26 protein-coding genes and 1 pseudogene are annotated in these 26223 nt (G+C 68.6%); 16 read left to right on the forward strand and 11 right to left on the reverse strand.

Translation table 11 applies throughout. The annotated features are described in order from the left end of the window. Positions 1-166: 166 nt before the first annotated feature. Positions 167-1837 (forward strand): hypothetical protein, encoded by a 1671-nt coding sequence (locus AC1RR5_RS02835; RefSeq protein WP_492919577.1) that lies wholly within the window; start codon positions 167-169, stop codon positions 1835-1837. A gap of 142 nt (positions 1838-1979) precedes the next feature. After that, the gene (locus AC1RR5_RS02840; protein WP_492919578.1) at positions 1980-2273 is read left to right on the forward strand and encodes a GIY-YIG nuclease family protein; all 294 of its coding nucleotides are present in this window, start codon (positions 1980-1982) and stop codon (positions 2271-2273) included. A 229-nt stretch (positions 2274-2502) separates the two neighbouring features. On the opposite strand, the gene AC1RR5_RS02845 is transcribed toward AC1RR5_RS02840, so the two are convergent. The 5 genes from AC1RR5_RS02845 to AC1RR5_RS02865 all read right to left on the reverse strand — a co-directional run bounded on the left by AC1RR5_RS02845 (position 2503) and on the right by AC1RR5_RS02865 (position 8243). After that, on the reverse strand, positions 2503-4620 hold the full coding sequence (locus AC1RR5_RS02845; protein WP_492919579.1) for a M13 family metallopeptidase: 2118 nt from the start codon (positions 4618-4620) through the stop codon (positions 2503-2505). 98 nt (positions 4621-4718) lie between these two features. Continuing rightward, complete coding sequence (locus tag AC1RR5_RS02850; protein ID WP_492919580.1) at positions 4719-5198, reverse strand: copper chaperone PCu(A)C; 480 nt, start codon at positions 5196-5198, stop codon at positions 4719-4721. 13 nt (positions 5199-5211) lie between these two features. Beyond that, the gene (locus AC1RR5_RS02855; protein ID WP_492919581.1) at positions 5212-5718 is read right to left on the reverse strand and encodes a YcnI family copper-binding membrane protein; all 507 of its coding nucleotides are present in this window, start codon (positions 5716-5718) and stop codon (positions 5212-5214) included. Between the two features lie 10 nt (positions 5719-5728). Beyond that, the gene (locus AC1RR5_RS02860) at positions 5729-7771 is read right to left on the reverse strand and encodes a TonB-dependent receptor family protein (RefSeq protein WP_492919582.1); all 2043 of its coding nucleotides are present in this window, start codon (positions 7769-7771) and stop codon (positions 5729-5731) included. Positions 7772-7838: 67 nt separating this feature from the next. Beyond that, positions 7839-8243 (reverse strand): DUF2946 family protein, encoded by a 405-nt coding sequence (locus AC1RR5_RS02865; RefSeq protein ID WP_492919583.1) that lies wholly within the window; start codon positions 8241-8243, stop codon positions 7839-7841. Positions 8244-8408: 165 nt separating this feature from the next. On the opposite strand from AC1RR5_RS02865, the gene rsgA reads away from it, so the two are divergent. Continuing rightward, positions 8409-9485: a ribosome small subunit-dependent GTPase A gene (gene rsgA / locus AC1RR5_RS02870; RefSeq protein ID WP_492919584.1), complete on the forward strand. Its 1077-nt coding sequence runs from the start codon at positions 8409-8411 to the stop codon at positions 9483-9485. An 85-nt stretch (positions 9486-9570) separates the two neighbouring features. Beyond that, positions 9571-9903, forward strand: a complete 333-nt coding sequence (locus AC1RR5_RS02875) for a hypothetical protein (protein WP_492919585.1) — start codon at positions 9571-9573, stop codon at positions 9901-9903. 54 nt (positions 9904-9957) lie between these two features. Here the strand turns inward: AC1RR5_RS02875 and AC1RR5_RS02880 are convergent, their stop codons facing one another. Further along, positions 9958-10182, reverse strand: a complete 225-nt coding sequence (locus AC1RR5_RS02880) for a CsbD family protein (protein ID WP_454718242.1) — start codon at positions 10180-10182, stop codon at positions 9958-9960. 87 nt (positions 10183-10269) lie between these two features. Here AC1RR5_RS02880 and AC1RR5_RS02885 point away from each other — a divergent pair, with 87 nt between their 5' ends. Further along, entirely contained in the window at positions 10270-10944 is a 675-nt protein-coding gene (locus tag AC1RR5_RS02885) for a phosphatase PAP2 family protein (protein ID WP_492919586.1), read from the forward strand. 3 nt (positions 10945-10947) lie between these two features. Here the strand turns inward: AC1RR5_RS02885 and AC1RR5_RS02890 are convergent. The 3 genes and pseudogenes from AC1RR5_RS02890 to ybaL form a co-directional block, all read right to left on the reverse strand. After that, positions 10948-12797, reverse strand: a pseudogene (locus AC1RR5_RS02890) (M61 family metallopeptidase). A gap of 68 nt (positions 12798-12865) precedes the next feature. After that, positions 12866-13321, reverse strand: coding sequence for a MaoC family dehydratase (locus AC1RR5_RS02895; protein ID WP_492919587.1), 456 nt, complete (start codon positions 13319-13321; stop codon positions 12866-12868). A gap of 45 nt (positions 13322-13366) precedes the next feature. After that, a complete protein-coding gene (gene ybaL / locus AC1RR5_RS02900; RefSeq protein WP_492919588.1) occupies positions 13367-15031 on the reverse strand; it encodes a YbaL family putative K(+) efflux transporter in 1665 nt (554 codons plus the stop codon). Between the two features lie 71 nt (positions 15032-15102). Here ybaL and AC1RR5_RS02905 point away from each other — a divergent pair, with 71 nt between their 5' ends. The 5 genes from AC1RR5_RS02905 (at position 15103) to AC1RR5_RS02925 (ending at position 18591) form a co-directional block, all read left to right on the forward strand. After that, positions 15103-15351 (forward strand): helix-turn-helix domain-containing protein, encoded by a 249-nt coding sequence (locus tag AC1RR5_RS02905; protein WP_492919800.1) that lies wholly within the window; start codon positions 15103-15105, stop codon positions 15349-15351. Positions 15352-15426: 75 nt separating this feature from the next. After that, entirely contained in the window at positions 15427-17226 is a 1800-nt protein-coding gene (locus AC1RR5_RS02910; RefSeq protein WP_492919589.1) for a cation:proton antiporter domain-containing protein, read from the forward strand. Between the two features lie 15 nt (positions 17227-17241). Continuing rightward, on the forward strand, positions 17242-17589 hold the full coding sequence (locus tag AC1RR5_RS02915) for a RidA family protein (RefSeq protein WP_492919590.1): 348 nt from the start codon (positions 17242-17244) through the stop codon (positions 17587-17589). 13 nt (positions 17590-17602) lie between these two features. Continuing rightward, positions 17603-18253: a glutathione S-transferase family protein gene (locus AC1RR5_RS02920; RefSeq protein ID WP_492919591.1), complete on the forward strand. Its 651-nt coding sequence runs from the start codon at positions 17603-17605 to the stop codon at positions 18251-18253. After that, complete coding sequence (locus AC1RR5_RS02925) at positions 18250-18591, forward strand: DUF2200 domain-containing protein (protein ID WP_492919592.1); 342 nt, start codon at positions 18250-18252, stop codon at positions 18589-18591. Before AC1RR5_RS02920 ends, AC1RR5_RS02925 begins: the two co-directional genes overlap by 4 nt. Here AC1RR5_RS02925 and AC1RR5_RS02930 read toward each other — a convergent pair. After that, complete coding sequence (locus AC1RR5_RS02930) at positions 18588-19970, reverse strand: aminotransferase-like domain-containing protein (protein ID WP_492919593.1); 1383 nt, start codon at positions 19968-19970, stop codon at positions 18588-18590. The two genes, AC1RR5_RS02925 and AC1RR5_RS02930, sit on opposite strands and share 4 nt — an antisense overlap. A gap of 102 nt (positions 19971-20072) precedes the next feature. Between AC1RR5_RS02930 and AC1RR5_RS02935 the strand changes: the two genes are divergently transcribed. Then, complete coding sequence (locus AC1RR5_RS02935; RefSeq protein ID WP_492919594.1) at positions 20073-20933, forward strand: DMT family transporter; 861 nt, start codon at positions 20073-20075, stop codon at positions 20931-20933. Here the strand turns inward: AC1RR5_RS02935 and AC1RR5_RS02940 are convergent. Further along, positions 20930-21355 carry a helix-turn-helix domain-containing protein gene (locus tag AC1RR5_RS02940; protein WP_492919595.1) on the reverse strand — a complete coding sequence of 142 codons (426 nt, stop codon included), beginning with the start codon at positions 21353-21355 and terminating at the stop codon, positions 20930-20932. The two genes, AC1RR5_RS02935 and AC1RR5_RS02940, sit on opposite strands and share 4 nt — an antisense overlap. Positions 21356-21427: 72 nt before the next feature. On the opposite strand from AC1RR5_RS02940, the gene AC1RR5_RS02945 reads away from it, so the two are divergent. Genes AC1RR5_RS02945 through AC1RR5_RS02965 form a run of 5 tightly spaced genes read left to right on the forward strand, consistent with a single transcriptional unit; the run spans position 21428 to position 25981 of the window. After that, on the forward strand, positions 21428-22261 hold the full coding sequence (locus AC1RR5_RS02945) for a class I SAM-dependent methyltransferase (RefSeq protein WP_492919596.1): 834 nt from the start codon (positions 21428-21430) through the stop codon (positions 22259-22261). A gap of 51 nt (positions 22262-22312) precedes the next feature. Next, positions 22313-22954: a TetR/AcrR family transcriptional regulator gene (locus tag AC1RR5_RS02950; RefSeq protein ID WP_492919597.1), complete on the forward strand. Its 642-nt coding sequence runs from the start codon at positions 22313-22315 to the stop codon at positions 22952-22954. Next, positions 22951-23934, forward strand: a complete 984-nt coding sequence (locus AC1RR5_RS02955) for an HlyD family secretion protein (protein ID WP_492919598.1) — start codon at positions 22951-22953, stop codon at positions 23932-23934. The genes AC1RR5_RS02950 and AC1RR5_RS02955 overlap by 4 nt, the downstream gene beginning before the upstream one ends. Then, a complete protein-coding gene (locus AC1RR5_RS02960; protein WP_492919599.1) occupies positions 23931-24851 on the forward strand; it encodes an ABC transporter ATP-binding protein in 921 nt (306 codons plus the stop codon). The genes AC1RR5_RS02955 and AC1RR5_RS02960 overlap by 4 nt, the downstream gene beginning before the upstream one ends. After that, positions 24848-25981, forward strand: a complete 1134-nt coding sequence (locus AC1RR5_RS02965) for an ABC transporter permease (RefSeq protein WP_492919600.1) — start codon at positions 24848-24850, stop codon at positions 25979-25981. Before AC1RR5_RS02960 ends, AC1RR5_RS02965 begins: the two co-directional genes overlap by 4 nt. Positions 25982-26223 lie beyond the last annotated feature (242 nt).

The following is a 26223-nucleotide window of genomic DNA, read 5'->3' on the forward strand; positions in this document are numbered from 1 at the left end:
GGCCGGCGCGGCGCGATCCGGGCGGTTCGTCGTCCAGGAGCGACCCCTGGTCGAAATCGTCCGCGCGCTCGTCGCAGTGGAATTTCGCCGCCGCCGTTCCCGTGGCTTTCGGAAAGCGAGGCGGCCCCGACCGCCATCCCTTTCCCACAAAGACAGCGAGGCGAACGTGGCCAATATCCGTGGCACAGACGGCGACGACATCCTGACCGGCACGGCGGCCGGCGACACGATCATCGGCGGCAAGGGCAATGACACCCTGACCGGCCTGGACGGCAATGACGCCCTCTATGGCGACGATGGGGCTGACAGCCTCGATGGCGGCGACGGCGACGACTATGTCTATGGCGGCGGCACGAACGATTCCGACAATTTCAGCGACACCCTGAAGGGCGGGGCCGGCTTCGACCGCCTGTACGGCGGCGTCGGCGACCACTTCGACGGCGGCGCGAACGGGGCCCTGGGCGACTACGCCTATCTGAACCTGACCGGCCTGACGTCGTCGGTGATCGTCGACCTGGGCGCGACCGGCGTCCAGGCCCTGACCGGCGGTGGCAGCATCGTCAATGTCGAGCAGTTCGAGCTCTGGTCGGGCTCGGCCAGCGACCGCATCAAGGGCGGCGCGGGCGACGACAAGATCCACGCCGGGGACGGCCACGACGCCATCTATGGCGGCGACGGCGCGGACTTCATCTACGGCCAGGCCGGCAACGACACCCTCCGCGGCCAGGCCGGCATCGACAGCCTGCGCGGCGACGGCGGCCATGACCGCCTGATCGGCGGCGACGGCAACGACACCCTGGCGGGCGACCAGGACGCCGCGCTGGCGACCGACGGCGCCGACCAACTGGATGGCGGCGCGGGCGACGACTACCTGTACGGCCAGGGCGGCAATGACATCCTGGTCGGCGGGACTGGCAATGACGAGCTGTGGGGCGGCGCGGGCGCCGACCGCTTCGCGTTCTCGGGCCTGGGGCAGGGCAACGACCTGATCCGCGACTTCTCCAAGGCCGAGGACCGCTTCGACCTGGACGGCAAGCAATTCACGGCCGTGGCCAGCGACGGGGCCGGCGGCTCGCTGCTGACCTGGGAGGGCGGCACGATCCGGGTCGAGAAGGTCACCGGCACGCTGGCCGAGTGGAACGCCCTGGTGACGACCGGGGCCAACACCCTGGTGCGGCTGACCAACGCCTTCGACAATATCCTGCGCTACGCCCCGGCCAACGACGCTGACCGCGCCTATGTGCAGGGGCTGGCCGACAAGGTCGCCGGCGGCCAGATCACCGAAGCCAATGCGCTGAAGACGATCATCAACCTGGCCGACGCCTCGGCCGCTGTGGCGACCACGTCCTACGCCTTCTTCACCGGCCACACGCCGGGCGAGGGCGGCATGGACTACCTGCTGTCGCCGATCGGTCCGAACCCGAACAACCTCAACAGCGCCTACTACCAGACCTTCAACGCCGAGAACCGCTACATCAATTTCGCGGTCAATCTGGGCCGCGACGGCGAGGGCAAGGCCGCCTTCCAGGCCGAGTACGGGGCCAAGAGCCTGTTCGAGGCCACCCGAAGCGCCTATGCCGAGATCTTCGGGACCGCGCCGGACGACGCCAAGGTCCATGCCCTGCTGGACACGCGGGTCGACTACTTCACCGCCTACGGCAAGACCGACATCGGGACCAAGGCGGCCATGGTCGGCTGGCTGCTGGCCGAGGCCATGAAGGCCGATGTCGGCCAGTACGCCGGGGCCAGCAACGCCTACTTCGCCGACCTGGCCGACGGCGCGGCGTTCGGCGTCGACCTGATCGGCCAGTACGGCAAGCCCGAATACAATCTCTGACGCCTAGCGCAGAGACGGTTTTCTCTGGTCGTCCCCCGAACACGCTGACCAGAGAAAAGGGCCGCCGGAGTGATCCGGCGGCCCTTCATTTTTTGTCCAAGCGGCGCTTTCGAGCAGAATATGTTCATGATATGTTCTTGCCATGGACCGGATATTCGCCGTCTATATCCTGGCAAGCAGCCCCTATGGCACGCTCTATTGTGGCCACACTGACGACCTTGCTCGCCGCACTTGGGAGCACAAGGAAAAGGTTCGGAAAGGGTTCACGGCCAAGTATGGCGTCGATCGGCTCGTCTGGTACGAGCTGTGCGAAACGCGAGAAGGCGTGCTCATTCGGGAGCGGCAGATCAAGAAATGGAACCGCGCTTGGAAGATCAGGTTGATCGAGGCGTTGAATCCAGACTGGACGGATCTGTACGAGACCCTGAACTGTTGATCACAGCCCTGCCCCCACCCCCGACTATCCCCGCGAAGGCGGGGACCCAAGCGGGCTTTCAGGGTGTGGCGCGGCCGCAGTCAATCTGCTGACTCGGCTTGGGTCCCCGCCTTCGCGGGGATGATCGGGGGTGGGTAAGGCCGATCCGGCCCAACCCTAGTCCACCCAACAAAAAGGGCCGCCGGTTACCCGGCGGCCCTTCCTGTCTTCAGGGAGCAGGTAGCGCGAGCTACCAGATCTTCACGCGGTCGGCCGGGGCGACGTACAGCTTGTCGGTCGGCTTGATGTCGAAGGCCGAGTACCAGCCGTCCTGGTTCCGGATGGTGCCGTTGACGCGGTAGTAGCCCGGCGAGTGCGGATCGCTGGCGATCTGCTGCTTGAGGGCGTCGTCGCGCGACTTGCCGCGCCACACCTGGGCCCAGCCCAGATAGACGCGCTGGTCGCCGGTGAAGCCGTCCAGCACCGGCGAGGGCTTGCCGTGCAGCGAGACGCGGTAGGCGTCCAGCGCAAAGGCCAGGCCCGACAGGTCGCCGATGTTCTCGCCCATGGTCAGGTCGCCGTTGACGTGCACGCCCGGGAAGGGCTCGAACGCCGAGTACTGCTTGCCCAGCTTGACCTTCTGGGCGTCGAACTTGGCGGCGTCTTCGGCCGTCCACCAGTCGCGCAGCACGCCGTCGCCGTCGGACTTGCGGCCCTGGTCGTCGAAGCCGTGACCGATCTCGTGGCCGATCACGCCGCCGATGCCGCCGTAGTTGACGGCCGGGTCCGCGTCCGGATGGAAGAACGGGGCCTGCAGGATGGCGGCCGGGAACACGATCTCGTTGTTGACCGAGTTGTAGTAGGCGTTGACCGTCTGCGGGGTCATGCCCCACTCGGACTTGTCGACCGGCTGGTTCAGGCGCTCGACGTCGTGACGATAGTCCCAGGCGCCGGTGCGCATCAGGTTACCGTAGGCGTCGGCTTCCTTGATCTCCAGCTTGGAGTAGTCACGCCACTTGTCGGGATAGCCGATCTTGACGGTGAACTTGGCCAGCTTGTCTTGAGCCTTGGCCTTGGTCTCCGGACCCATCCAGTCCGAGGCGGTGATGCGCGTGCCCAGGACGGTGCGGATGTCGCCGACCAGGGCGACCATCTTGGCCTTGGACTCCGGCGGGAAGTAGGTCGCGACATATTCCTTGCCGACCGCTTCGCCCAGCATGGTGTTGACCTGGGCGACGCCACGCTTCCAGCGCGGGCGCTGCTCGGGCTGGCCCGACAGGGTCTTGTTGCGGAACTCGAAGCTGGCGTCGACGAAGCGCTTGGACAGCAGGGTCGCGCCGCCGTCGATGACCTTGAACGCCTGCCAGGCCTTCAGGGTCTCCAGCGGGGTGTCGGCATAGATCTTGGCGTACTTCGGGAACGAGGTGTTGGTCGTCACGATGAAGCGGTCGACCTTCGGCAGTTCCGTGCCGACCAGGTAGCGGTTCCAGTCATAGCCCGGCGTCTGGGCCTGCAGCTCGGCCAGGGTGGCGGGGTTATAGGTCTTGTCGCGGTTGCGGCGCTCGACGCGGGTCCACGAGGCCTCGGCCAGCTTGGTCTCGAACTCGACGATGGCCTTGGCGTTCTCGGCCGGCTTTTCCCAGCCGCCCAGGGTCAGCATCTTCTCGACATAGGCCAGATAGGCCGTCTTCTTGTCGGCGAACTTGGCGTCCAGATAGTAGTCGCGGTCGGGCAGGGACAGGCCGCCGGTCTGGGCGTAGACGGCGTAGCGCTGCGGGCTCTTGGCGTCGGTCGAGATGCCCAGGCTGATCAGGCTGGCATAGGGCGTGACCGAGCTCTTGCCCATCAGGGCGGTGAACTCGTCCTTGGTCTTGACCTTCTTGACGCCGGCCAGCCACGGCTGGATCGGCTTGGCGTCCAGCGCCTCGATCGCGGCCTCGTTCATGAAGGCGCGATAGGCGGCGCCGATCTTGGCCTTCTCACCGGTCGCGGCCTTGTCGGCGGCCGAGCCTTCGATGATCGACTTGGTGCGGGCTTCCGACAGTTCGGCCAGCTTGTCGAAGTTGCCGTAGCGGGTGCGGTCCGACGGGATCACCGTGCGGGTTTCCCAGGCGCCGTTGGCGAACTTGTAGAAGTCGTCGCCCGGCTTGGCCGAGGTGTCCATGCCGGTGAGGTCAAAGCCCCACGCGCCGTAACGGGGCGACTCCAGCGACGTCGTGGCGTCGGCAGCCGCCGCCACGCCTTGCGGCAGCAGCGATTGCACCGTGCACGCATCATCGATGCAGGCATGTTGTTCGTGGGCCTGGGCCCCGAAGGCCGACATCGACAAGGCAGCCGCCGCTGCAGCGCCGAGCAAAACTCTTTTCATGGAAAGTCGCATCCGTTGGTGTGAGCTGGCGGCAATCTGCACGGACGCGGAAAATTTGCTCCCTTAAAAAAAGTTCATGTGACCCATTTTTTGAGTCCTCAGTGGTGATGCTCACCGGCCGGCGCGGCCTGTCCGCTGGGCGGAACCAACTGGACGGCCAGGTCGACCTGCACCTTGCGGCCATTATCGAAGACCAGCGTTACCGGAACTTTTTGCCCCTGGGCCTGGGCGGTCTTCAGGCTCAGCAGCATCAGGTGATAGCCGCCAGGCGCGAAGGCCACCTGGCCGCCGGCCGGGATCACCACGCCGTTGTCCTGGCGGCGCATGCTCATCACGCCGTTGGCGGTCGAGGACTGGTGGATCTCGACCTTGCCGGCGGCGGGGGTCTCGACGCTCTTGAGCGTCACCGGGGTCTTGCCGGCGTTGACGACGGTGAAGAAGCCGACGCCGTTCATGCCGGCCTGGGCAGGCCGGCTCCAAGGCTGGCGGATGGTCAGGGCGCCCAGCTTGTAGTCGCCAGCTTGGGCGGCGGAAGCGGCGAGGATGGCGGTCAGGGCGATGGCGAACAGGCGCGACATGGGCGCTCCTTTCTTAGTGATGGTGGGCGGTGGCGGCCGCCCCAATGGAAGGCGAGACGGGGATCAGGGTGATGGTCGGAGCCGGGCGGTTCAGCTTGGCGTCCGGGGCTTCGGGGCTGGGGACTTCCGTCCACTGGCTCTCGCCCTTCTCGCAGGTCTGGACGATCGGGAAGACGAGCTTGTCGCCTTGAGCTGGGAGCTTCATCAGCACCGCGAAGTCGTCGAACGCCTCGTCGGGCAGGCGACCCTCGAAGGTGACGGCGGTGGGAGCCGCCTTCGGATCGGCCGGCCGTTCGATGCTGTAGGTCCAGCCGGGCTTCACCTGCGGCCGGGCCGAGGCGACGCCGTCGGGGATCTCGATGCGGACCTTCAGGGTCACGTCGCCGGCCGCGCAGGCATGGCCGACGCGGAAGGCGATGGCCGAATAGGAGCCGGCCTTGGCGGTGTCGGGCACGGCCACCACGTGGGCGGCGGCCGGTGTCGCTAGCAGCGTCAGGAGGGCGATCAGCGGGGTTTTCATCTCATCCTCCTCAGAAGCTGACGGTCACGCCGCCGAACACCGACCGGCCGTCGCCGGGCCAGAGCGTCGCGGTGGCGGCGGTCCAGGCCACGGCGGCCTGGGTGTTGGACACATAGGCCTTGTCGGCCAGGTTCCGCGCATCGACGAACACCGAGACGGCCGGGCTGAGTTTCCAGCCGGCGTTCAGGTTCAGGATGGCATAGCCCGGCGCGGTCTTGGTGTTCTTGTAGTCGATCCACTGGTCGGTCGCCGACCATTCCAGCGATGGGGCCACGAACCAGCCGCGCGGGTCGTCGTACCGAACCTCCGAGCGGTAGAAGTGCCTGGGCACGATCGGCAGGCGGTTGTCGCCGAATTGGACGTCGCCCCGGAAGCGGAAGTCTGAATAGGTCCAGGTCTGGCGGATCCGCCAATGCGGGGCCACGGCCCAGTCCAGCGCCGCCTCGATCCCCTGGTGCAGGGTCTTGTCGGCATTGAAGGTCGCGGCCGGGATCGACGAGGTCACCGCATATTGCAGCATCTCGTCGCGCAGCTCGGCGCGGTACAGGGTCAGGTCGTAGGTGAACGGCCCGCGATGGCCGCGCGCGCCGACCTCGCCGGTCCAGGCCTTCTGCGCCTTCACGGGGGCGAAGCCGGTGTTGGTCGGGCTCATCGAGCTGAAGTTCGGCGGCTCGACCGAGCGAGTCAGATTGGCGAAGACCTGGTCGCCCGCCTCGCCCTGCCACAGCAGGCCGACACGCGGGGAGACCCAGTTGTAGGTCTTGTCGGCCTTGAGGTTGAAGGTTCCCGTCTGGCCGGGGATCGCGAAGCTGGTGTAGTCGCGCTCGGCCTGGCCCCAGGTCGCGCCGGCCACCATGGCGACGTGTTCGCTGACGAAGACGCGCCCCTCGCCAAAGACGTCCATGGCCTTGGCGTTCTGCAGCGTCCGCGACGTCGGCGCGCCGCGGGCGCCCCGGTTGTTGACGTAGAAATTGCTGTCCATGTCGCCGGTCCGGTACCAGGCGCCGAAGAAGGCGTCGGCCCGCTTGCCGGCCAGCTCGCCGTCCCAGTCGAAGCGGCCGAAGGCGCCGTAGTTGCGGCTCTGCTGGTCGATGACCTGGAAGATCGGGTGGTCCAGGTCCTTCCACACCGCATACACCGCGCCCTCGAAGACCAGCTGGTCGGAGAGCCGCCAGGTGGTGCGCAGCGAGCCGCGCAGGCCGCGCTGGCCGCGCGCCTGGTCGCCCGACAGGTTGCCGGCCGCCGACTGGCGCGGATTGGCCTCGAACTGGGCCAGGGTCAGGGATCCGGGGATCTCCTGGTTGATGTTGGAGCCGTTGATGATGAACCGCACCTCGCGGTCCTCGCCGAAGCTGCGGCCGATATTGAGCGCGCCGAACTGGATGTTCTGCTGGCTCTGCGAGCGCCAGCCCTGGCTGGTCTGGTTGGTGGCGGCGGCGAAGACGTCCCAGTCACCCGACTGGCGGGCAATGGCGATGTGCTCGCGGGCCAGGCCGAACGAACCGCCGTCCAGCCGCACCTGGCCGGTGAAGCCCGCGTCCTTGCCCGTCGGCGTCACCATGTTGATCGCCCCGCCCAGCAGCGCCCCGCCGAAACGCAGGGCGTTGCCGCCGCGATAGACCTCGGCATAGCGTGTGTTCAGCGGGTCGGCGACCTGGCTGTCGCCATAGCCGTCGGCCTCGTTCAGCGGCACGCCGTCCTGGGCCAGCAGGAGGCCCCGGTTATGGTTGGCGTTGCCGATGCCCGAACCCCGGATCGAGATGCGGATGTCTCCGCCCCACTTGCGCTGGGCGTACACCCCGGGCGCGTCGCGCAGCATGTCGTCCAGGGCCAGGGCCTGGCGGTTGATGTAGCTCTCCTGCGAGATCACCGACACCGCGCCGGGCGTCTCCGACAGCCGCCGGCGCGCGTCGGCGACGACGGGCGGATCCTCGGGGTTCGGGCGGGCGGTGACGATGACCGACGAAACCTGGTCGGCCTCTTCGGCGTGGGCGGTGGAGGTGAAGCAGGCAAGCGTGGCGGCGCCCAGCAGGGCGTGGCGGAAGGTCGACATGAACGAAGGCGTCCTGAAAGCGTGACGAGGCGCGCGGCGTCTCAAACGCGGCGCGGCGGCAAAAGGGTCAGGCGTTCAGGAAAGAGGGCGGGCCCTGGCTGGGCGGACGGGGTGGCGCGCGGGCATGGCCACGCACGCCCAGGACGCGCTCGACCGGCGTCTCGACATACTCGGCGTAGCGGACGGGGGTGATGGCCGGGACCGGCGTGTCCAGCGTGGCCGCCAGGGTCGGGCCCACGCAGTTGGAGCACTTCAGGCCCATGAAGCCCTTGGCGGGCGCCGTGCGGACCTGGCCGTTCTCGTCGATGACCACGACCTTGGAGCCGTCGGCCGTACAGATCACCATCGCCGACCCGCTCTCGCGCAGGTCATGGGCCATGGCGGCGGCCGGCGTCAGCCCCATCACGAACACGGCCAGCATCGCCGCGAGCGCGGCGAGCAAGGCTCGGAACTGTCCGGGACGGGCGGTCATGGTGTTGGCTGAGTAGGGCGCGGGCGCGGCGGGGTCAATCGGGCCGGGGTGAGGCGGATGGAAGCGTGGGTACTTAAGGAAGGTCACTGATCGCTGGCGGCCGGGGACCTAGAGCCCTAGAAAGGGCCCGCCGCGATCGTCGCCGGCGATGAGAAGGCCCGTGACTTGATCCGATCCTATGGCTGGTCCGATACGCTGCAGCAGGCCTTCGCGCCGCATGCGCTTGCTGGCCACATCCCCGGCCGCATCGTCGCCCAGCACCGCGATAGCTATCAGGTGGTCACCGACGAGGGCGAGCTGCGCGCCAAGTCCGCCGGCCGCCTGATGCACGAGGCGCGCGAGGCCGACCAGCCGGCCGTCGGCGACTGGGTGGCGCTGTCGCTGAACCCGCGCGAAGGCGTCGCCACCGTCCACGCCAGCCTGCCGCGCCGCACCGCCTTCGTGCGCAAGGCGGCCGACAGCGTCCAGAGCCTGCAGGTGATCGCCGCCAATATCGACGTGGTCTTCGTGGTCACCTCGCTGAACGCCGACCTCAATCCGCGCCGGATCGAGCGCTACCTGGCCGCCGCCTGGCAGAGCGGCGCGCGGCCGGTGGTGGTGCTGACCAAGTCCGACCTGGTCGACGATCCGAAAGAGCAGCTCGACGCCATCGCCGCCCTGGCCGGTGACTGCCAGGCGCTGCTGGTCTCGGCCAAGCAGGGGGTGGGCGTCGACGGCCTGCTGGCCCAGGTGGCGCCGGGCGAGACCTGCGTGCTGATCGGCTCGTCGGGCGTGGGCAAGTCCACCCTGGTCAACGCCTTCCTCGGCGAGGACCGGATGGCGACCCAGGCGATCCGCGAGGCCGACGACCAGGGCCGCCACACCACCAGCCACCGCGAGCTGGTGCTGCTGCCCGGCGGCGCGCTGATGCTCGACACGCCTGGTATCCGCGAGGTGGGGCTGATCGACGCCGAGGAGGGCCTGGGCGTGGCGTTCGACGACATCGAGCGCCTGATCGAGGCTTGCAAGTTCAACGACTGCGGCCACGCCAACGAGCCCGGCTGCGCGGTGCGCAAGGCGATGGCGGACGGCGAGCTCGACCCTGCCCGCTGGGCCAATTTCCAGAAGCTGGAGGCCGAACTGGCCGAGGCCGAGAACAAGGCCGAGCGCCTTGCCCGGGACGCCGAGCGCCGCCGCCTGGCCGCGCTGCAGAAGACCTATCGCGCCACGAAGCGCAATGCCCGGGGCGGCGACGGAACCTGACGTAACGAAAGGTTTTTTGAGAAACCTGGTCCGCGACGCGTACAAACAGGGCTAGGTGGAAGATCCAGCCTTACGAGAGATGCCCATGCCCGCGTTCACCATCGTCACGACCAGTGCGACCCAAGGCAGCGATGCGGCGGAAGTGAGTACGCTGAGCGACGAGTTCACCAATGACAGCGAGGCCCTGGGCTATTCGCGCCGCATGGCCGAAGAGATGGTCGGCATGGCCCACCAGCTGTCGCTGGACTTCGACTTCAGCACGGTCGGCCTCTATGACGGCGACCTGATCGACGAAGAGCTCGATCCGACCCACGAGGCCTTCCTGGGCGCCTGGGTCCTGGACGAAGAGGGCGTCGCCTTCGTCGGCGCGGACGAGTTCCGCGAAGGCCCGAGCGACGACGAAGCGCCCGAGGCGTAACGATCCATGACAGCCGCTCACCCCGCTTTCGCGGGGATGAGCGGTGTTTGGCGCCTACTTCTTCGCGTCCTTGACGGCGTCCTTCAGGTCGCCCTGTTTGACGTTGCCGGCGACCTTGTCCTTCTTGCCTTCGGCCTTGAGGTCCTTGTCGCCGACCAGCGTGCCGACGCCGGACTCGACCTTGCCCACGGTCTCCTGCTTGCGGCCGGCTTCCTTGTCGCAGGCGGCGAGGCCGGTCAGGGCGAGGGCGACGGTCAGGGTCAGAAGGGTGCGGGTCATGTGTTGGCTCCGGTTGAACCTTCACAACGCAAGCGGCGCAGCTTGAGATCCTTCGGAACGACCGGCGGAGCTCGGGATTGACGCCTGATGCACAAGGCCCGTCACCTCCTGAATCCCCGCACCGAAGGTTTCGCCCTGGCGGCCATGCTTGGTCTCGGCGTGGCCCTGGCCGTGTTCCAGGACGTCGCCGACGACCAGAACGAGGCCGACGGCCAGGCGTCCGACTGGGCGATCCTGAAAGGCCTGCGGCGGGGCGGCGATCCGGCCCAGCCCGTGGGTGGCGAGTGGGTCAAGGACGGCCTGACCGAGGTCAGCGCCCTGGGCGGCCTCGCCGTGCTGGCGGGGGCGACGGGCGTGGTCTCCGGCGGCCTGCTGATCGCGGGCAAGCGGCGCGAGGCGCTGGTGCTGGCGGCGTCGTTCGCCGGAGCGCTGGCCTTGAGCGAAGGCCTCAAGAACCTGTTCAAGCGCGGACGGCCGCCGGCCGAGTATCGCGCCGCCGAGGCGGTCAACGAGAGCTTCCCCAGCGGCCACGCGCTGCTGTCGGCGGCGACCTTCCTGTCGCTGGGCCTCGTCGTAGCCCAGGGCGCCAAGGGCTCGGCGATGCGCGCCTACGCCCTGGCCTGCGGCGCGGCGGGCGCGGCGGCCGTGGGCTTCAGCCGGGTCTATCTGGGCGTCCACTGGGCCAATGACGTGCTGGGCGGCTGGGCCGCGGGCTCGGCCTGGGCGGCGACCTGCTGGCTGCTGGGCCGCCGCCGAGACTGACGCCTATTTCGCCGGTTCGCTCTCCGCGCCCAGCCAGGCCTTGCGGAAGGCCAGCTGCGCGTCGGTCGGCTTGAGGTCGGCCTTTTCGAAACGGACGACTTCCAGCGTCGGGTCGGCGGCGACCTTCAACGGGGCCTCGCGGGTCTGGCCGCGCTGGACGAACTTCACCGTGGTGGCCTCGTCTGGCTTGAGGCGATCCAGCGCGTCGGTCCAGTCGGCCTCATTGGTAAACTCGAACCGGCCGATGCCGACGATGCGATCGCCGACCTCCAGGCCGGCGGCGTAGAGCGGGCTGTTCGGGACGGGCGGCTGATCCAGGATCAGCTCGGCGCCGTGACCTTCACGCGCGACGCGCCCAGCCAGGCTTTCTTGGGTGACTTGGGGCGCAGCTTCAGGCCGGCCTGCTCCAGCAGCAGGCCGAAGTCGGGCAGGGCCGAGCCTTCGATGCTGGCCTTGAAAAAGTCGCCCGCGAACTTGGCGTCGCCGGTGGTCTGAGCAAGGGCGGCCTGGATGTCGACGGGCTTGTAGGGCTTTTCCGGCGCGCCGTGGGTCTTCCACATCCGCTTCATGAAGTCGTCCAGGCTAAGCGGCTTTTCGCGCCCGCGCAGCTGCAGGTCCAGGGCCAGGCCGATGATCGCGCCGTACGGATAGTACGAGGTGAAGATGTTCGGATTGGTCGGGTCGAGCGCGGCGGCGGCGTCGACGAACGGGGCGCGCAGGCTCATCTCCTGCGGCGAGCCGTACAGGCGCCCCGGGCCGGTGACGACGCCGTTCAGCGTGCCCGACAGGCTGGTCAGGAACTCGTCGGTGGTCGACTGGCCGGCGCGGCGGATCAGCAGCGGGCCGTAGTACTGGGTGAAGCCCTCGGCCAGCCACAGCGACGGGGTCGGGTTGGCCTTGGTGAAATCGAACGGCTCCAGCTCGGCGGGGCGGATGCGCTCGACGTTCCAGGCGTGGAAGAACTCGTGGCTGGCCGTGCCCAGCTGGCTGAAATTGCCCCGGAACAGCGAGCGCGGCTGGCTGATGAAGGTCGAGTTGCGATGCTCCATGCCGTCGCCGGTGATCTGCGGCATGTAGTCGGCGATGAAGGTGTAGGTCCCGTGGTCGAACTTCGGCAGCTCGCCGAACACCTTGATGTGCTCGGGCACGATAGCCTTCAGCTTCTCGGCGAACTTGTCGGCGTCGGCGTCCGTGCCGGGGTGATGCAGGGCCAGACGGAACGTGTAGGTCTTGCCGTTGTCCGTGACCGGCCATTCGCGCAGGGTGAAGGCCGACAGTTCGGTCGGGCTGTCCATGAAATACTGCAGGTTCGGGGCCCAGAACGTGTCCGCCCCGCTGGCGGCGGGCAGCTGGGTGGCGATCTTCCAGCTGGGATCGGCGCGCTTGAAGGCCACGCGGATCGGCTTGTCGTCATAGCCGTCGGCCCACAGGAAGGTGGCGGGCATGTTCAGGTGGGCGTGGGTGGCGTCGACCTGGGAATAGGTGCCGTCGCCCCGGTCGGCGTACAGGGTGTAGCTCACCCGTACAGTCCCGTCGTGGCCGTTGACCGTCCAGCCGTAGGGATCGGTGCGCTCGAGCTGGAGCGGCTTGCCGGCCCCGTCGACGGCGGTGACCTTGTAGACGTTCTTGGCGAATTCGTGGATCGCGTAGCGGCCCGGCGACGAGCGCGACATCCGCAGATGCAGCGGCCCCTTGGGCGCGCCGCGATAGGTCGCCGTGATCTGGGCCTCGTGGTGGGCGGCGTTCTCGAACGAGACCTCGTACTGGACGGGCGCGTTGGCGCCCGGGTCAGCAGCCATGGCGGTGGTCGCGGAACAGGCCAGGCCGACGAGGCCGATCAGAACTTTACGCATGCGCTCCCCCGAAAAATCGAAGGGCGCACCATGGCCAAGCCCGTGCGTCGCCGCAAGGCGGGCGGGCGTCAGCCCCGGCTGGCGGGCTTGCGGCGGCGCGGCACGCGGACGACCGCCTCGCCGTCCATGATCGGCTCGTCGCCGACCAGGCCTTCGCAGCGCAGGGTGACGCGGGCGCTCTCGAGATCGATGGCGGCGACCGTGACGCGGGCGGTGACGACGTCGCCGATCCGCACCGGCTTGTGGAAGGCCAGGGTCTGCGACAGGTAGATCGCCCCGGCGCCCGGCAGGATCGTCCCGACCACAGCGGAACCGAAAGAGGCCGACAGCAGGCCATGGGCGATGCGGCCGCGATAGGCGGTCTTGCTGGCGAAGGCCTCGTCCATGTGGACGGGGTTGAAGTCGTCCGAAGCCTCGGCGAACAGGCCGATGCGCTCTTCGGTGACGGGGACGTGCTTCTCGGCGACCATCCCGACGGACAGTTCTTCCAGGATGTAGCCGCCGGAGGGGTGACGTTCGATCATCCGGGGCGGTTACCGCTCATGAGGCGCCGTGACCAGTAAAATCGGTCAGTGATGCGTTGAACTGGCCGCCGGTTTCTTCTTCGGCGCTCGCGACAGCATGCCTTTTGCGATCTCTTCTTCGCCGATCAGCGCGTGGGTGGCGCCCATCTGCTTGAGCAGCAGGACGTCGGCGTCGGTATAGGCGCGGGCGACGATCTCGCACTTGGGATTGGCGGCGCGGGCCTGCTCGATGATGCGGGCGGCCTCGAACGGATTGGGCACGGCGACGAAGAGGTGGGTGGCCTTGTCGAGGCCCGCCTTCAGCAGCACCTCGGGCTTGACCGCATTGCCGCCGATCGTCTCGTAGCCGGCCTTGCGCAGTTCCTCGGCCCGCTCGGGATCGTCCTCGATCACCACCAGCGGCGTCTTGCCCTTCAGGCCCTCGGCCACGGCCTTGCCGACCCGGCCGTAGCCGATCAGCAGGGCGTGCGGCTTGGCGGCAGCGGTGAGCGGCGGCTCGCCGGCCGCGGCGCGCTCCTTGGCGATCATCTTGGGCAGGATGCGGTCCAGCCAGGCGAACAGCAGCGGATTGACCAGGATCGACAGGATGGCGCCGGCCAGGACGAGGTCGCGGCCGTTGTCGGGCAGCAGCTTCAGCGAGACGCCCAGGCCCGCCAGGATGAACGAGAACTCGCCGATCTGGGCCAGGCTGACCGAGATGGTCAGGGCCGTGCTCATCGGGCGGCGGAAGGCCAGGACGATGACCAGGGCGGCGATCGACTTGCCGACCACGATGATCGCCAGGGTGGCCAGCACCGCCAGCGGCTCGCGCAGCAGGACGCTGGGGTCGAACAGCATGCCGATCGAGACGAAGAACAGCACCGCGAAGGCGTCGCGCAGCGGCAGGGTCTCGTTGGCGGCCTGCTGGGACAGCTCGCTCTCGGCCATGATCATGCCGGCGAAGAAGGCCCCCAGGGCGAACGACACGCCGAACAGGGCGGCGGAACCGAACGCCACGCCCAGCGCGATGGCCAGCACGGCCAGGCGGAACAGCTCGCGCGAGCCGGTGTGGGCGATGCGATGCAGGATCCAGGGGATCACCCGGCGGCCGACGATCAGCATGAAGGCCACGAACGCCACGACCTTGCCGATGGTGACGGCGAAGGCCATCGCCACGCCGCCGCTGGCATTGGCCGGCGGCTCGCCGCCCAGCACGCCCGACAGGGCCGGCAGCAGGACCAGCGCCAGCACCATGGCCAGGTCTTCGACGATCAGCCAGCCGACCGCGATCTTGCCGCGCCCGGTCTCGATCAGCCGCCGCTCCTGCAGGGCGCGTAGCAGCACCACGGTCGAGGCGACCGACAAAGCGAGGCCGAACACGATCCCCGCCCCGACGCTCCAGCCCAGCGCGACCGCCAGGCCCAGACCCATCACTGTCGCCGCCGCGATCTGCACGACCGCGCCGGGGATGGCGATGTTCTTCACCGCCATCAGGTCCTTGAGCGAGAAGTGCAGGCCGACGCCGAACATCAGCAGGATCACGCCGATCTCGGCCAGCTGCGGGGCCAGCTCCTGGTCGGCCACGTAGCCGGGCGTGAACGGCCCGACCAGCACGCCGGCCAGCAGGTAGCCGACCAGCACCGGCAGCTTCAGCCGGTTGGCGATGGCGCCGAAGATGAAGGCGAGGCCGAGACCCGCGACGATGGTGGCGATCAGCGAGGTGTGGTGCAAAGGCTCTCCTTGACGATCAGCTTTTTCGGGCGTACTCAACCAATATGGGTGATAAAACCCAGGTACGCCAGATGCCGCACGCAAAAATTCTCCTTCCGGCGCAATGCCGGGCCGCCCGCGGGCTGATCAATTGGTCCCAGGGCGAGCTTGCCGACAAGGCAGGCGTGTCACGGAGCACGGTCAAGGACTTCGAGACCGAGCGCCACGCCTTGCACCATAGCACCGAACGCCTCCTGATCGACGCGATCGAGGCCGGCGGGGTGTCGCTGATCGTGGCGGACGAGGCGGGGGCCGGCGTGCGGTTCAAGCGACCGGTTTAAGGCGAGCGCGTCAGGCGAAGTGTGAGCGGTTCGCCGCCCGGACGCGCAACAAAGGAAGACACAGCAGGAGGGCGCGTGCAGCACGAGGTTTCACCAGAGAGCTACAAGGACCTGGTCCTGTTCCTGGCGACCGCCGGCATTGTCGCGCCGCTGTTCAAACGCCTTAAGATCAATCCGATCCTAGGCTACCTGCTGGCCGGGGTGATCCTGGGCCCGTACGGCCTGGGCCGGTTCATTCCCTACGCCCCGTGGCTGGACTACGTCACCGTCGACAACCCCGACGAAATCGCCCAGCTGGCCGAGTTCGGGGTGGTGTTCCTGCTGTTCATGATCGGGCTGGAGCTCTCGTGGGAGCGCCTGCGGCTGATGCGCAAGTGGGTGTTCGGCCTGGGTGCGATCCAGGTGATCGGCTGCTCGCTGGCCCTGGGCGCGGGCGCCATGATGCTGGGCCAGAACCCGGTGGCGGCCCTGACCCTGGGCGCGGCCCTGACCCTGTCGTCCACCGCCATCGCCGTGCCGGTGCTGGCCGAGCGTCGCCGCCTGCATTCCGAGGCCGGCCGCGCCACCTTCTCGGTGCTGCTGTTCCAGGACCTGGCCGTCGCGCCGATCCTGATCACCCTGGCGATCCTGGGACGCGGCCACGGCAGCTTCCAGCTGCAAGACCTGCTCGCCCTGGCGCCGGCCGCCATCGGCCTGGGCGCGATCGTGCTGGTCGGGCGCCTGGCCCTGCGGCCGATGCTGAAGTCCGTCGCCAAGGCCAAGAGCGAAGAGATGTTCATGGCCGCCTGCCTGCTGGTGATCATCGGCGCGGGCATGGTCGCGGCCCTGTCGGGCCTGTCGATGGCGCTGGGCGCCTTCGTGGCCGGCATCCTGTTGGCCGAGACCGAGTATCGCCACGAGGTCGAGGTCAAGATCGAGCCGTTCAAGGGCCTGCTGCTCAGCCTGTTCTTCGTGTCGCTGGGTATCCGCCTGGACCTCTCCCTGCTGGCGGCCCAGCCGGCCGCGATCCTGGCCACGGCCGTGGGCCTCCTGGTGCTCAAGACGGCGGTGGTGTTCGGCAGCGGCCTGGTCATGGGCCTGAACAAGCGCGCGGCGATCGAGGCGGCCCTGATCCTGGCGGCCGGCGGCGAGTTCGCCTTCGTGCTGCTGGACAACGCCATCGGGGCCGAGGTCGTCTCCCCGGCCATCGGTCAGGCGGTGCTGGTCTCGGCGACCCTGACCATGTTCCTGATCCCGGGCCTGGCGGCGCTGGGCGGCTATCTGGGCCGCAAGACCGCGCCCCTGCCGATCAGCGAGACGCCGCCGTCCACCGAGCGCGAGCCCGACCGCGTCGGTCCCGAACCGGCCGGCCAGGTGCTGGTCGTCGGTTATGGTCGCGTGGGCAAGCTGGTCGGCGACATGCTGGGGCGCCACGACCTGCCCTGGATCGCCGTCGAGCGCGACGCCCGCCTGGTCGAACAGGGCCGCCGCGACGGCTCGCGCATCTATTACGGCGACGCCTCGCGGCTGGAGCTGCTGGAACGCTGCGGCCTGGCCACGGCCCGGGCGGTGGTCGTGACCATGGACGCCTTCGAGGTCGCCGAGGCGGTGGTCGCTGCGGCGCGCGGCGCCCGGCCGGACGTGCCGATCGTGGTCCGCGCCCGCGACGCCCGCCACGCCGCCCGCCTATACGAGCTGGGCGCCACCGACGCCGTGCCCGAAACCATCGAGGCCTCCCTGCAGTTGTCCGAAGCGGTGCTGGTCGACATCGGCGTGCCGATGGGCCTGGTCATCGCCTCGATCCACGAACGCCGCGATGAGTACCGCAAGGTGCTGAACCGTCCGGATGCGCTTGGGGGAAGACGCCGCCGCCTGCGTGATGCAACCCTGCGGTAGACTTGGGAGTCTCAGATGATCGAACGCATCGGCAAGGCCGCCCGCTGGAGCGACGCGGTCGCCGCCCATGGCCTGGTGTTCCTGGCCGGCCACGTCGCCGAGGAGACGCGCGGCCAGTCCGTGCTGATCCAGACCCAGGAGGTCTTGGCCCAGATCGACGACACCCTGGCCCAGGCCGGGGTGACCAAGGCGGCCCTGGTCAGCGTCACCATCTACCTGGCCGACATCGCCGGCTTCGACGAGATGAACCAGGCCTGGGACGCGTGGGTCGACACCGACAACCCGCCGGCCCGGGCGACGGTCGAGGCCCGCCTGGCCCGGCCGGACTATGCGGTGGAGATCGTCGGGGTCGCGGCGCGGTAAGGAACTCAAGGACATGATCACCCTGTACGGCGAGGGCCGGGGCTTTCGGGTCGCGTGGCTGCTGGAGGAGATGGGGCTGCCCTATAGGCTGCGGCCGGTGGACATGCTGGCCGGGGTCGAGAACGATACCGAGTTCATGGCCCTCAACCCGGCGGGCTTCATCCCGGCGCTCCAGGACGGCGACGTGGTGATGGTCGAGTCGATCGCCATCCTGGAATATCTGATGGGCCGGTATGGGCCCACGCCCTTGGCGCCCGATCCGCAGGATGCGAGCTTCCCGAACTATCAGCAGTTCCTGCATCTGGGCGAGGCGGGCCTGGCCGTGCCGATGTTCATGCAGGTGGTCAGCCGGATCCTCGCGCCCGACGACGAGAAGGACAATTGGGGCGCCCGCAAGGGGCTGACGATGTTCAAGGGCCGCCTGAAGCTGGTGAACCGCCAGCTGGAGCGCGCGCCCTACATGGCCGGCGAGGCGTTCACGGCGGCCGACATCTCGGTGACCTACGCCCTGCAATTCGCCAAGCGGGCCGGCGGCTATGTGCTCAATGACGCCGAGCGCGCCTATGTGGCCCGCACCACGGCGCGTGAAGGCTATCGGCGGGCGATGGACGTGTGCGCGGCCACCAAGGGCTGGGCGGAGTCCATGGGGGAAGTGGTCTCATGAGCCACCGCATCTACACGATGAGTTTCGCCAGCGTTTATCCGCTCTACGTGGCCAAGGCGCAGAAGAAGGGGCGGACCAAGGAAGAGGTCGACGAGATCATCCTCTGGCTGACCGGCTTCAGCCAGGCCGAGCTGGAGGCCCGGATCGCCGACAAGATCGACTTCGAGACCTTCTTCGCCCAGGCGCGGCTGAACCCGGCGCGGAGCCTGATCACGGGGACGGTCTGCGGCGTGCGCGTCGAGACTGTCGAAGAGCCGCTGATGCGCGAGATCCGCTACCTGGACAAGCTGATCGACGAGCTGGCCAAGGGCAAGGCGATGGCCAAGATCCTGCGTTAGGCCAAGGCCGTCTTCAGCACCGCGAACACGCGCGGGTCCTGCATCTGGCCGACATTGAAACGCATGAAGTCGCCGGCCGCCTGGGCGACACTGAAGACGTTGCCGGGGGCCAGGATCACGTCCTGTTCGAGGGCTGTGCGGGCGATGTCCGAGGCGTCCTTGCCGTCCGGCAGCTGGCCCCAAAGGTAGAAGCCACCGCGCGGTGTCACCCAAGGCTCCACGTCCAGATTGGCCAGTCGCGTGGTCGCGTCCCGCCGCGCGCCAGACAGCCGCCGGCGCAGGGCCTCGACGTGCCCGCGATAACCGCTGTCCATCAGGCTGTCGAAGATCAGCTTGGCCGCCACCGGGCTGGCCCCGCCGAAATTTGTGGCGACCTGCAGGTCGACCATGGCCTCGATCCAGTCGGGCCGCGCGGCGATGTAGCCGCAGCGCACCGAGGCCGACAGGGTCTTGGAGAAGCTGCCGATGCGGATGACGTTGGTCAGACCGTCGAAGGCCGCCAGGCGCGGGGAGGGCTCGGGCTCGAACTCGGCGAAGATGTCGTCCTCGACGATGACCAGGCCATGGGCGGAGGCGACGGTCAGCAGCTTGTGCGCGGTCTGGGCCGACATGGTCGCGCCGGTCGGATTGTGGATCGCCGAATTGGTGATGTAGAGGCGCGGCCGCTCGGCGGCGAGCAGCTCGGCGAAGCGCGCCACGTCCGGGCCGGTCGGCGTGTAGGGCGCGCTGACGATCCGCACCTGATGGGCGCGCAGCAGGGCCTGGAAGTTGAAGTAGCAGGGATCGTCGACCAGCACCGCGTCGCCGGGCTTGAGCATGAAACGACAGATCAGGTCGATGGCCTGGGTGCCCGAGGCGGTCAGCAGGATCTGCTCGGGCCCGACGTCCAGCCCGTCGGCGGCGGCGCGGCGGGCCAACAGCTGACGCAGGTCCAAGAGGCCTCGCGAATTGCCGTAGTCGACCAGCACCGCGTCGTCGGCGTGCGAGAGGCCGCGCATCGCCCGGCGCAGGATGGCGCCCGGCATCCAGTCCGGCGGCAGCCAGCCGCAGCCGGGCTTCAAGGCTTGCGGCGTCGCGTCCAGCGACTGGCGCGAGACCCACAGCGGATCGATGGCGCGGTCGGTGCGAGGCTGCAGCGCATTGACCGCCGGGGTCGCCACGCCCGCCGAGACATAGAAGCCCGCTCCCGGTCGCGAGCGCACCACGCCCTCGGCCGCCAGCCGGTCATAGGCCTCGACCACGGTGGACGGTGAGACCTTCAGGGTCGCGGCCAGGACGCGGATCGACGGCAGCCGGTCGCCGTGCGCCAGGGCGCGGCTGGCGATCCGGCCTTGGATCACCTGCATCACCTCGCCGGTCCGGCGCGCGGCCTTGGCCATGGGATCGCTCCTTAACTGTATGGCTATCAGTAGCATACAGTTCGGTCGAAATCGTAACGACCGTTCCTGGGTGAGGCGCGGCGGTGTCCCTAAAGCACGGCGATGGAACAGACATCCAAAGGCTGGGGCAGCGGGCTCCTGGGCGTAATCATCTTCAGCGGTTCGCTGCCGGCCACGCGGGTGGCGATCGGCGGTTTCGGGCCCGTGTTCCTGACCAGCGCCCGCGCCGTGATCGCGGCCTTGCTGGGCGTCTTGCTGCTGCTGGCGCTGCGGCAGAAGCGGCCGGCCGCCTCGGACCTGAAGCCGTTGCTGATCGTGGCCTTGGGCGTGGTGGTCGGGTTTCCGTTGCTGACCGCGCTGGCTCTTCAGCACATCGACACTGCCCACTCGGTGGTCTTCGTCGGCCTGCTGCCCTTGGCCACCGCGCTCTTCGGCGTGCTGCGCGGCGGTGAGCGGCCCAAGCCCGCCTTCTGGATCTTCTCGATCATCGGCAGCCTGTCGGTGGCCGGTTTCGCCCTCTCGCGCGGCGGCTCGGGATCGGTGGTCGGGGACCTGCTGATGGTGGCGGCGATCGTGGTCTGCGGCCTGGGCTATGCCGAGGGCGCGGTGCTGTCGCGCCGGCTGGGCGGCTGGCAGGTGATCTGCTGGGCGCTGGTTCTGGCCCTGCCGGTCATGGCGATCATCGCGGTGGTGACCTTGCCCATGCGCTGGAGCGGCGTCGGGACCAGCGCCTGGCTGGGCCTGGCCTATGTCTCGGTGTTCTCCATGCTGATCGGCTTCGTGTTCTGGTACCGGGGCCTGGCCCTGGGCGGCATCGCCAAGGTCGGGCAGCTGCAGCTGCTGCAGCCGTTCTTCGGCTTGGCCCTGGCCGGCCTGCTGCTGCATGAGCCGGTCGCCATCGGCATGCTGGCCGTTACCGCCGTGATCGTGCTGTGCGTGGCCGGCGCCAAGCGCTTCGCCTAAACGGCTTCTGCCCGATACCGCCGGCGGCGATGACCGGCCGCCTTCACGATGCGCAGGAAGTGCGGGCAGTCGGTCAGCACCGGGACCTTGCAGTCGGCGGCATGGCGCAGGCCGTCGCGCATGCGGGCCAGCTGCTCGATCCGGCGATCCAGGTCGTCGGCCTTGGAGCGCAAGCGGTCGCGGTCGATGTCAGGGCCCCCTTTGTAAGTATTGGCCAGCATCGCGGCGATCTCCTCCAGCGAGAAACCCGACGCGCGGCCCAGGGCGATCAGTGACAGCCGCTCGGTCGTGTCGGGCCTGAACAGGCGCTTGAGGCCCCGCCGGCCGGTCGAGACGATCAGGCCCTTCTCCTCGTAGAATCTCAGGGCCGAGGCCTGCACGCCCGAGCGTTTCGAGAGTTCTGAAATGTCGATGTCGAACACCGCTTGACCTCAAGTGCGCTTGAACTTGCAGGATGCGCGGGCAGGCCGATGCTGGCAATGACGGAGACCACGATGACCAATACCCCCGAACGCGACATGGCGGCCTATTGGGACCGCGCCGGCCGGGTCTGGGTCGAGCACCAGGCGCTGCTGGACCGGATCATGGCCCCGATCGCACAGGCGGTGGTCGACGCTGCTGGGCTGGTGAATGGCGACGCGGTGCTGGACGTCGGCTGCGGCTCGGGCGCGACCACCTTCGCGGCGGCCTGGCGGACCGGGCCCACGGGCCGCGCGGTCGGGGTCGACATCTCGCCGGCCCTGGTCGAGCTGGCCCGTCACCGCGCGGGCGAGGACGGGATCGAGGGCGTGGAGTTCCTGCTGGCCGACGCCCAGACCCACGCCTTCCAGCCGGAGTTCGACACGATGGTCTCGCGCTTCGGGGTGATGTTCTTCCCCGATCCGGTCGCGGCCTTCGCCAATCTGCGCACGGCGCTGAAGTCCGGCGGCAAGCTGGCCTTCGCTGCCTGGCGCTCGCCCGAGGAGAACCCGCTGTCGCAGGTCCCGCTGCAGGCCGCCGCGCCGTTCCTGCCGGAGACGCCCAGGTTCGAGAAGGACGCGCCGGGCCGCTTCGCCTTCGCCGATCCCGACCGCGTGCGGGGTATCCTGGCGGACGCCGGCTGGCGCGAGATCGAGATCGCGCCGCTGGATACCGAGGCTCCGCTGAGCTTCGACGAACTGCTGACCATGAGCCTGCGGGTCGGTCCGCTGAACCCGATCCTGAAGGACGCCGATGAGGCGACGCGGGCCAAGGTCGTCGCGGCGGTGACGAAGGCGCTCGAGCCCTATGCCGACAATGGCATGGCGACGATGAACTCGGCGTCCTGGCTGGTGACCGCCAAGGCTTGAGTTTTCGGCCGATATGCCTCTAATGACTTCTCGGTCATTAGAGGCGAGAACATGCAGGCCGGATCCCCCAAGTGGCGCCGACGCGCCGAAGCCCGCCCGGGCGAGATCGTCCAGGCGGCGTTCGACGTGTTCGCGGAGAAAGGCTTCGCGGCCGCGAAGCTGGACGAGATCGCCGCCAAGGCCGGGATCTCGAAGGGCGCGCTCTATCTCTATTTCGAGACCAAAGAGGACATCTTCCGCGCGGTGGTCCGCGAGGCGGTGGCGCCTAATCTGAACATGGTCGAAGCGATGTTGGCCCAGGCCACGATGCCTTTTCCCGATCTGCTGCGTCTGATGTTCGGCCGCATAGCCCAAGTGATCGCGACCACCCGTCTGGGCGCGGTGGCCAAGCTGGTGATTGGCGAGTCGCGAAACTTCCCCGAGCTGGCGCGTGTCTGGCACGATGAGGTGGTCAGTCGCGCTCTGACAGCGATCAGCAACGCGATCCGGTGGGGCCAGGAGCGCGGCGAGGTCAGGCCTGGCGATCCGCGCCTCTACGCCCTCAGCATCATGGGTCCCATCCTGACAGGCGTAATCTGGCGCGAGACCTTCACCCCTGTTGGCGCGCCCGACGTCGATCTGGAGGCGCTGATCGCGCAGCATGCCGACACGGTGCTGCTGGGCCTGACGCCGCGTCTGGAGGCCAAGCCATGAAGCCAACTGTCCGCATCATCGCCGCCGTCGCGGCTGTCGGCGTGGTCGGTTTCCTGGGCTGGAAGCTGCTCGGCCCCGACGCTCATCGGCCGCATCGCCTGTCGGGTTATGTCGAGGGCGAGACGCTTTATGTCGGGGCCTCGAACGCCGGCCTGGTCAGCGCCGTGACTGTCCAGCGCGGCGACCGGGTCAAGGCTGGCCAGCCTCTGTTCGCCCTCGACGCCGCCCAGCTGACCGCCGCCCGCGACCAGGCCGCCGCCCAGGTGGCCATCGCCACGGCGCAGCTGCGCGACGCCGAGAAGGGCCAGCGCCCGCAGGAGCTGGCCGTCTACGACGCCGAGCGCGCCGCCGCCGAGGCTCAGGTGCGTCAGGCCCAGGCCGACTACAACCGTATCGCGCCGCTGGTGAAGAAGGGTATCTACGCCCCGGCCCGTCTCGACCAGGTCAAGGCCGCCCTGGACACCGCTCGCGCCAACGCCGCCGCCGTCGCCCGCCGCAAGGATGTCGGGACCCTGGGCGCGCGGCCCGACGCCGTGAACGCCGCCCAATCGGCCGTCGCCTCGGCCCGCGAGGCTCTGGCCGCCGCCCAGGATCGCCTGGACCAGATCAGCCCGCGGTCGCCCAAGGCCGCCCGGGTGCAGGACGTCTTCTACCAGCCCGGCGAATGGGCCGCCGCCAACCAGCCGGTCGTGGCCCTGCTGGCCGACGACCGCGTGCGCCTGCGGTTCTTCGTGCCGGAAGCCGAGGTGGCGCGGTACCGGGCCAGCGCGGCCGTGCGGTTTGCGTGCGACGGCTGCGGGGCGGAGCGGACGGCGCGGATCAACTATGTCTCGCCGCGCTCGGAGTTCACCCCGCCGGTGATCTACAGCCGCGAGGCTCGCCAGCGGCTGGTGTTCCTGGTCGAGGCGCGGCCGGATCCCGGCACGCCGTTGGCGGTCGGTCAGCCGGTCGACATCGTCCCGCTGGAGGACGGCCGGTGAGCGACCTCGCCGTCGATGTCCGGGGGCTGAACAAGAGTTTCGGTCCGCGCCACGTGGTGCAGGACGTTTCGATCCAGGTCGAGAAGGGTCGCATCACCGGCTTCCTGGGGCCCAACGGCTCGGGCAAGACCACCACCCTGCGGATGCTGTGCGGCCTGCTGACCCCCGACAGTGGCGATGGCCGGGTGCTGGGCCTGGACTTCCGCAAGGACGCCGAGGCCGTCAAGCGCCAGACCGGCTACATGACCCAGAAGTTCTCGCTCTATGAGGACCTGTCGATCGAGGAGAACCTCGACTTCGTGGCGCGGGTCCACGAGCTGGATCGCCGCCGCGAGCGGGTGAAGGAGAGCCTGGACCGCCTGGGCCTGACCGCGCGCAAGAAGCAGTTGGCCGGATCGTTGTCCGGCGGCTGGAAGCAGCGCCTGGCTCTGGCCGCCAGCGTCATGCACGAGCCCAAGCTCCTGCTGCTCGACGAGCCCACCGCCGGCGTCGACCCCAAGGCCCGCCGTGAGTTCTGGGACGAGATCCACGCCCTGTCGGCCGAGGGCCTGACCGTGATGGTCTCGACCCACTACATGGACGAGGCCGAGCGCTGCCACGACATCGCCTATATCGCCTACGGCAAGCTGATGGCGCGGGGCACGGCCGACGAGGTCATCGCCCAGTCGCAGCTCGTCACCTTCCGCGCGGAAGGGCAGGGGGCCGACCGCCTGGCCCGCGAGCTGGCCGGCAAACCCGGCGTGATCATGGCCGCCCCGTTCGGCGCGGCCCTGCACGTCAGCGGGACCGACCGCGCGGCGCTGGAAGCCGCCATCGCGCCCTATAGAAAGCCGCCCCTGGTCTGGACTGAGGTCCAGCCGACCCTGGAGGACGTCTTCATCCGGCTGATGGGCCAGTCCTCGGACAACTTCCAATGAGTGCGAAAGGTCTCTCCGGGGCCCGCATCCTGGCGGTGCTGATCAAGGAGTTCATCCAGCTCACCCGCGACCGGCTGACCTACGCCATGATCCTGGTCATGCCGATCGTGCAGCTGCTGCTGTTCGGCTACGCCATCAACAACGACCCGCGCGACCTGCCGATGGCGGTGCTGGTGCAGGACCAGGGGCCGATGGCGCGCTCGACGCTCTCGGCCCTGGTCAACAGCGGCTATTTCGAGATCGTCCGCACCGCGACCTCGCCCAAGGAGCTGGACGACGCGGTGGCGCGGGGCGAGGTGCAGTTCGCCCTGACCATTCCCGCCGACTTTACCCGCAAGGTGGTGCGCGGCGACGACGCCCAGATCCTGATCGAGGCCGACGCCTCGGATCCCGCCGCCACCGGCGGGGCGATCGCGGCGCTGTCCAACCTGCCGCGCACGGCGCTGACGCGAGACCTGGTGGGCGCGGTCGCCAGGCCGGGCGGCGATCCGTTCTCGGTGGTGATCCACCGGCGCTACAATCCCGAGGCCATCACCTCGTACAACATCGTGCCGGGCCTACTGGGCGTGATCCTGTCGATGACCCTGGTGATGATGACCTCGCTGGGCGTCACGCGGGAATATGAGCGCGGCACCATGGAGAGCCTGTTGGCCACGCCGGCCCGGCCGATCGAGGTGATGATCGGCAAGCTGGCCCCCTATGTCGTCGTCGGCATCGTCCAGACGGCGGTGATCCTGATGCTGGCCCGGGCGCTGTTCGACATCCCGATGGCCGGCGGCTGGACGGCGCTGAGCCTGGGCGTCGTGCTGTTCATCGTCGGCTCGCTGGCCCTGGGCTTCCTGATCTCGACCGTGGCCCGGACCCAGCTGCAGGCGATGCAGATGTCGTTCTTCTATATCTTCCCGTCGATCCTGCTGTCGGGCTTCATGTTCCCATTCCGTGGGATGCCCGACTGGGCGCAGGGCCTGGGCAGCGTGATACCGGTGACACACTTCCTCAGAGTGGTGCGCGGCGCCCTGCTGAAGGGGCTGGATGTCGCCCAGCTGTGGCCAAGTCTCTCCGCGCTCGGCGTGTTCGTCCTGGCCATCTCGGCCCTGGCCATGGCGCGCTATCGGACCACTCTGGATTAGGGCGTCATCCGCTCAAGGTTGGTCGAGGACCTGACCAACGCCTGCAAAAGGTGAGGTTTTTCGGCGACGATCTGCGAATGCTTGACCATTTCCTGGCTGCAAGCCCTTGCGTGCAAACGGTTCACGTGCGAACCCAGCGGAGCAGACGCTTATCTTCCGTGGATGACGGCGGGCACGCTCGGAAGTTGATTCTGAGGGGCGGTCATGTGTAGCTTTCCTGAGCAAAGGGCAGGGGGGCGAAA

It is taken from the genome of Caulobacter sp. GW821-FHT11E11 (assembly GCF_058808315.1).

Coding starts and splice junctions, on each gene's coding strand:
- AC1RR5_RS02840 (WP_492919578.1), top strand. CDS start 1,980: ATGGACCGGATATTCGCCGTCTATATCCTGGCAAGCAGCCCCTATGGC.
- AC1RR5_RS02845 (WP_492919579.1), bottom strand. CDS start 4,620: ATGAAAAGAGTTTTGCTCGGCGCTGCAGCGGCGGCTGCCTTGTCGATG.
- AC1RR5_RS02850 (WP_492919580.1), bottom strand. CDS start 5,198: ATGTCGCGCCTGTTCGCCATCGCCCTGACCGCCATCCTCGCCGCTTCC.
- AC1RR5_RS02855 (WP_492919581.1), bottom strand. CDS start 5,718: ATGAAAACCCCGCTGATCGCCCTCCTGACGCTGCTAGCGACACCGGCC.
- AC1RR5_RS02860 (WP_492919582.1), bottom strand. CDS start 7,771: ATGTCGACCTTCCGCCACGCCCTGCTGGGCGCCGCCACGCTTGCCTGC.
- AC1RR5_RS02865 (WP_492919583.1), bottom strand. CDS start 8,243: ATGACCGCCCGTCCCGGACAGTTCCGAGCCTTGCTCGCCGCGCTCGCG.
- AC1RR5_RS02875 (WP_492919585.1), top strand. CDS start 9,571: ATGCCCGCGTTCACCATCGTCACGACCAGTGCGACCCAAGGCAGCGAT.
- AC1RR5_RS02880 (WP_454718242.1), bottom strand. CDS start 10,182: ATGACCCGCACCCTTCTGACCCTGACCGTCGCCCTCGCCCTGACCGGC.
- AC1RR5_RS02885 (WP_492919586.1), top strand. CDS start 10,270: ATGCACAAGGCCCGTCACCTCCTGAATCCCCGCACCGAAGGTTTCGCC.
- AC1RR5_RS02895 (WP_492919587.1), bottom strand. CDS start 13,321: ATGATCGAACGTCACCCCTCCGGCGGCTACATCCTGGAAGAACTGTCC.
- AC1RR5_RS02905 (WP_492919800.1), top strand. CDS start 15,103: ATGCCGCACGCAAAAATTCTCCTTCCGGCGCAATGCCGGGCCGCCCGC.
- AC1RR5_RS02915 (WP_492919590.1), top strand. CDS start 17,242: ATGATCGAACGCATCGGCAAGGCCGCCCGCTGGAGCGACGCGGTCGCC.
- AC1RR5_RS02920 (WP_492919591.1), top strand. CDS start 17,603: ATGATCACCCTGTACGGCGAGGGCCGGGGCTTTCGGGTCGCGTGGCTG.
- AC1RR5_RS02925 (WP_492919592.1), top strand. CDS start 18,250: ATGAGCCACCGCATCTACACGATGAGTTTCGCCAGCGTTTATCCGCTC.
- AC1RR5_RS02930 (WP_492919593.1), bottom strand. CDS start 19,970: ATGGCCAAGGCCGCGCGCCGGACCGGCGAGGTGATGCAGGTGATCCAA.
- AC1RR5_RS02935 (WP_492919594.1), top strand. CDS start 20,073: ATGGAACAGACATCCAAAGGCTGGGGCAGCGGGCTCCTGGGCGTAATC.
- AC1RR5_RS02945 (WP_492919596.1), top strand. CDS start 21,428: ATGACCAATACCCCCGAACGCGACATGGCGGCCTATTGGGACCGCGCC.
- AC1RR5_RS02950 (WP_492919597.1), top strand. CDS start 22,313: ATGCAGGCCGGATCCCCCAAGTGGCGCCGACGCGCCGAAGCCCGCCCG.
- AC1RR5_RS02955 (WP_492919598.1), top strand. CDS start 22,951: ATGAAGCCAACTGTCCGCATCATCGCCGCCGTCGCGGCTGTCGGCGTG.
- AC1RR5_RS02965 (WP_492919600.1), top strand. CDS start 24,848: ATGAGTGCGAAAGGTCTCTCCGGGGCCCGCATCCTGGCGGTGCTGATC.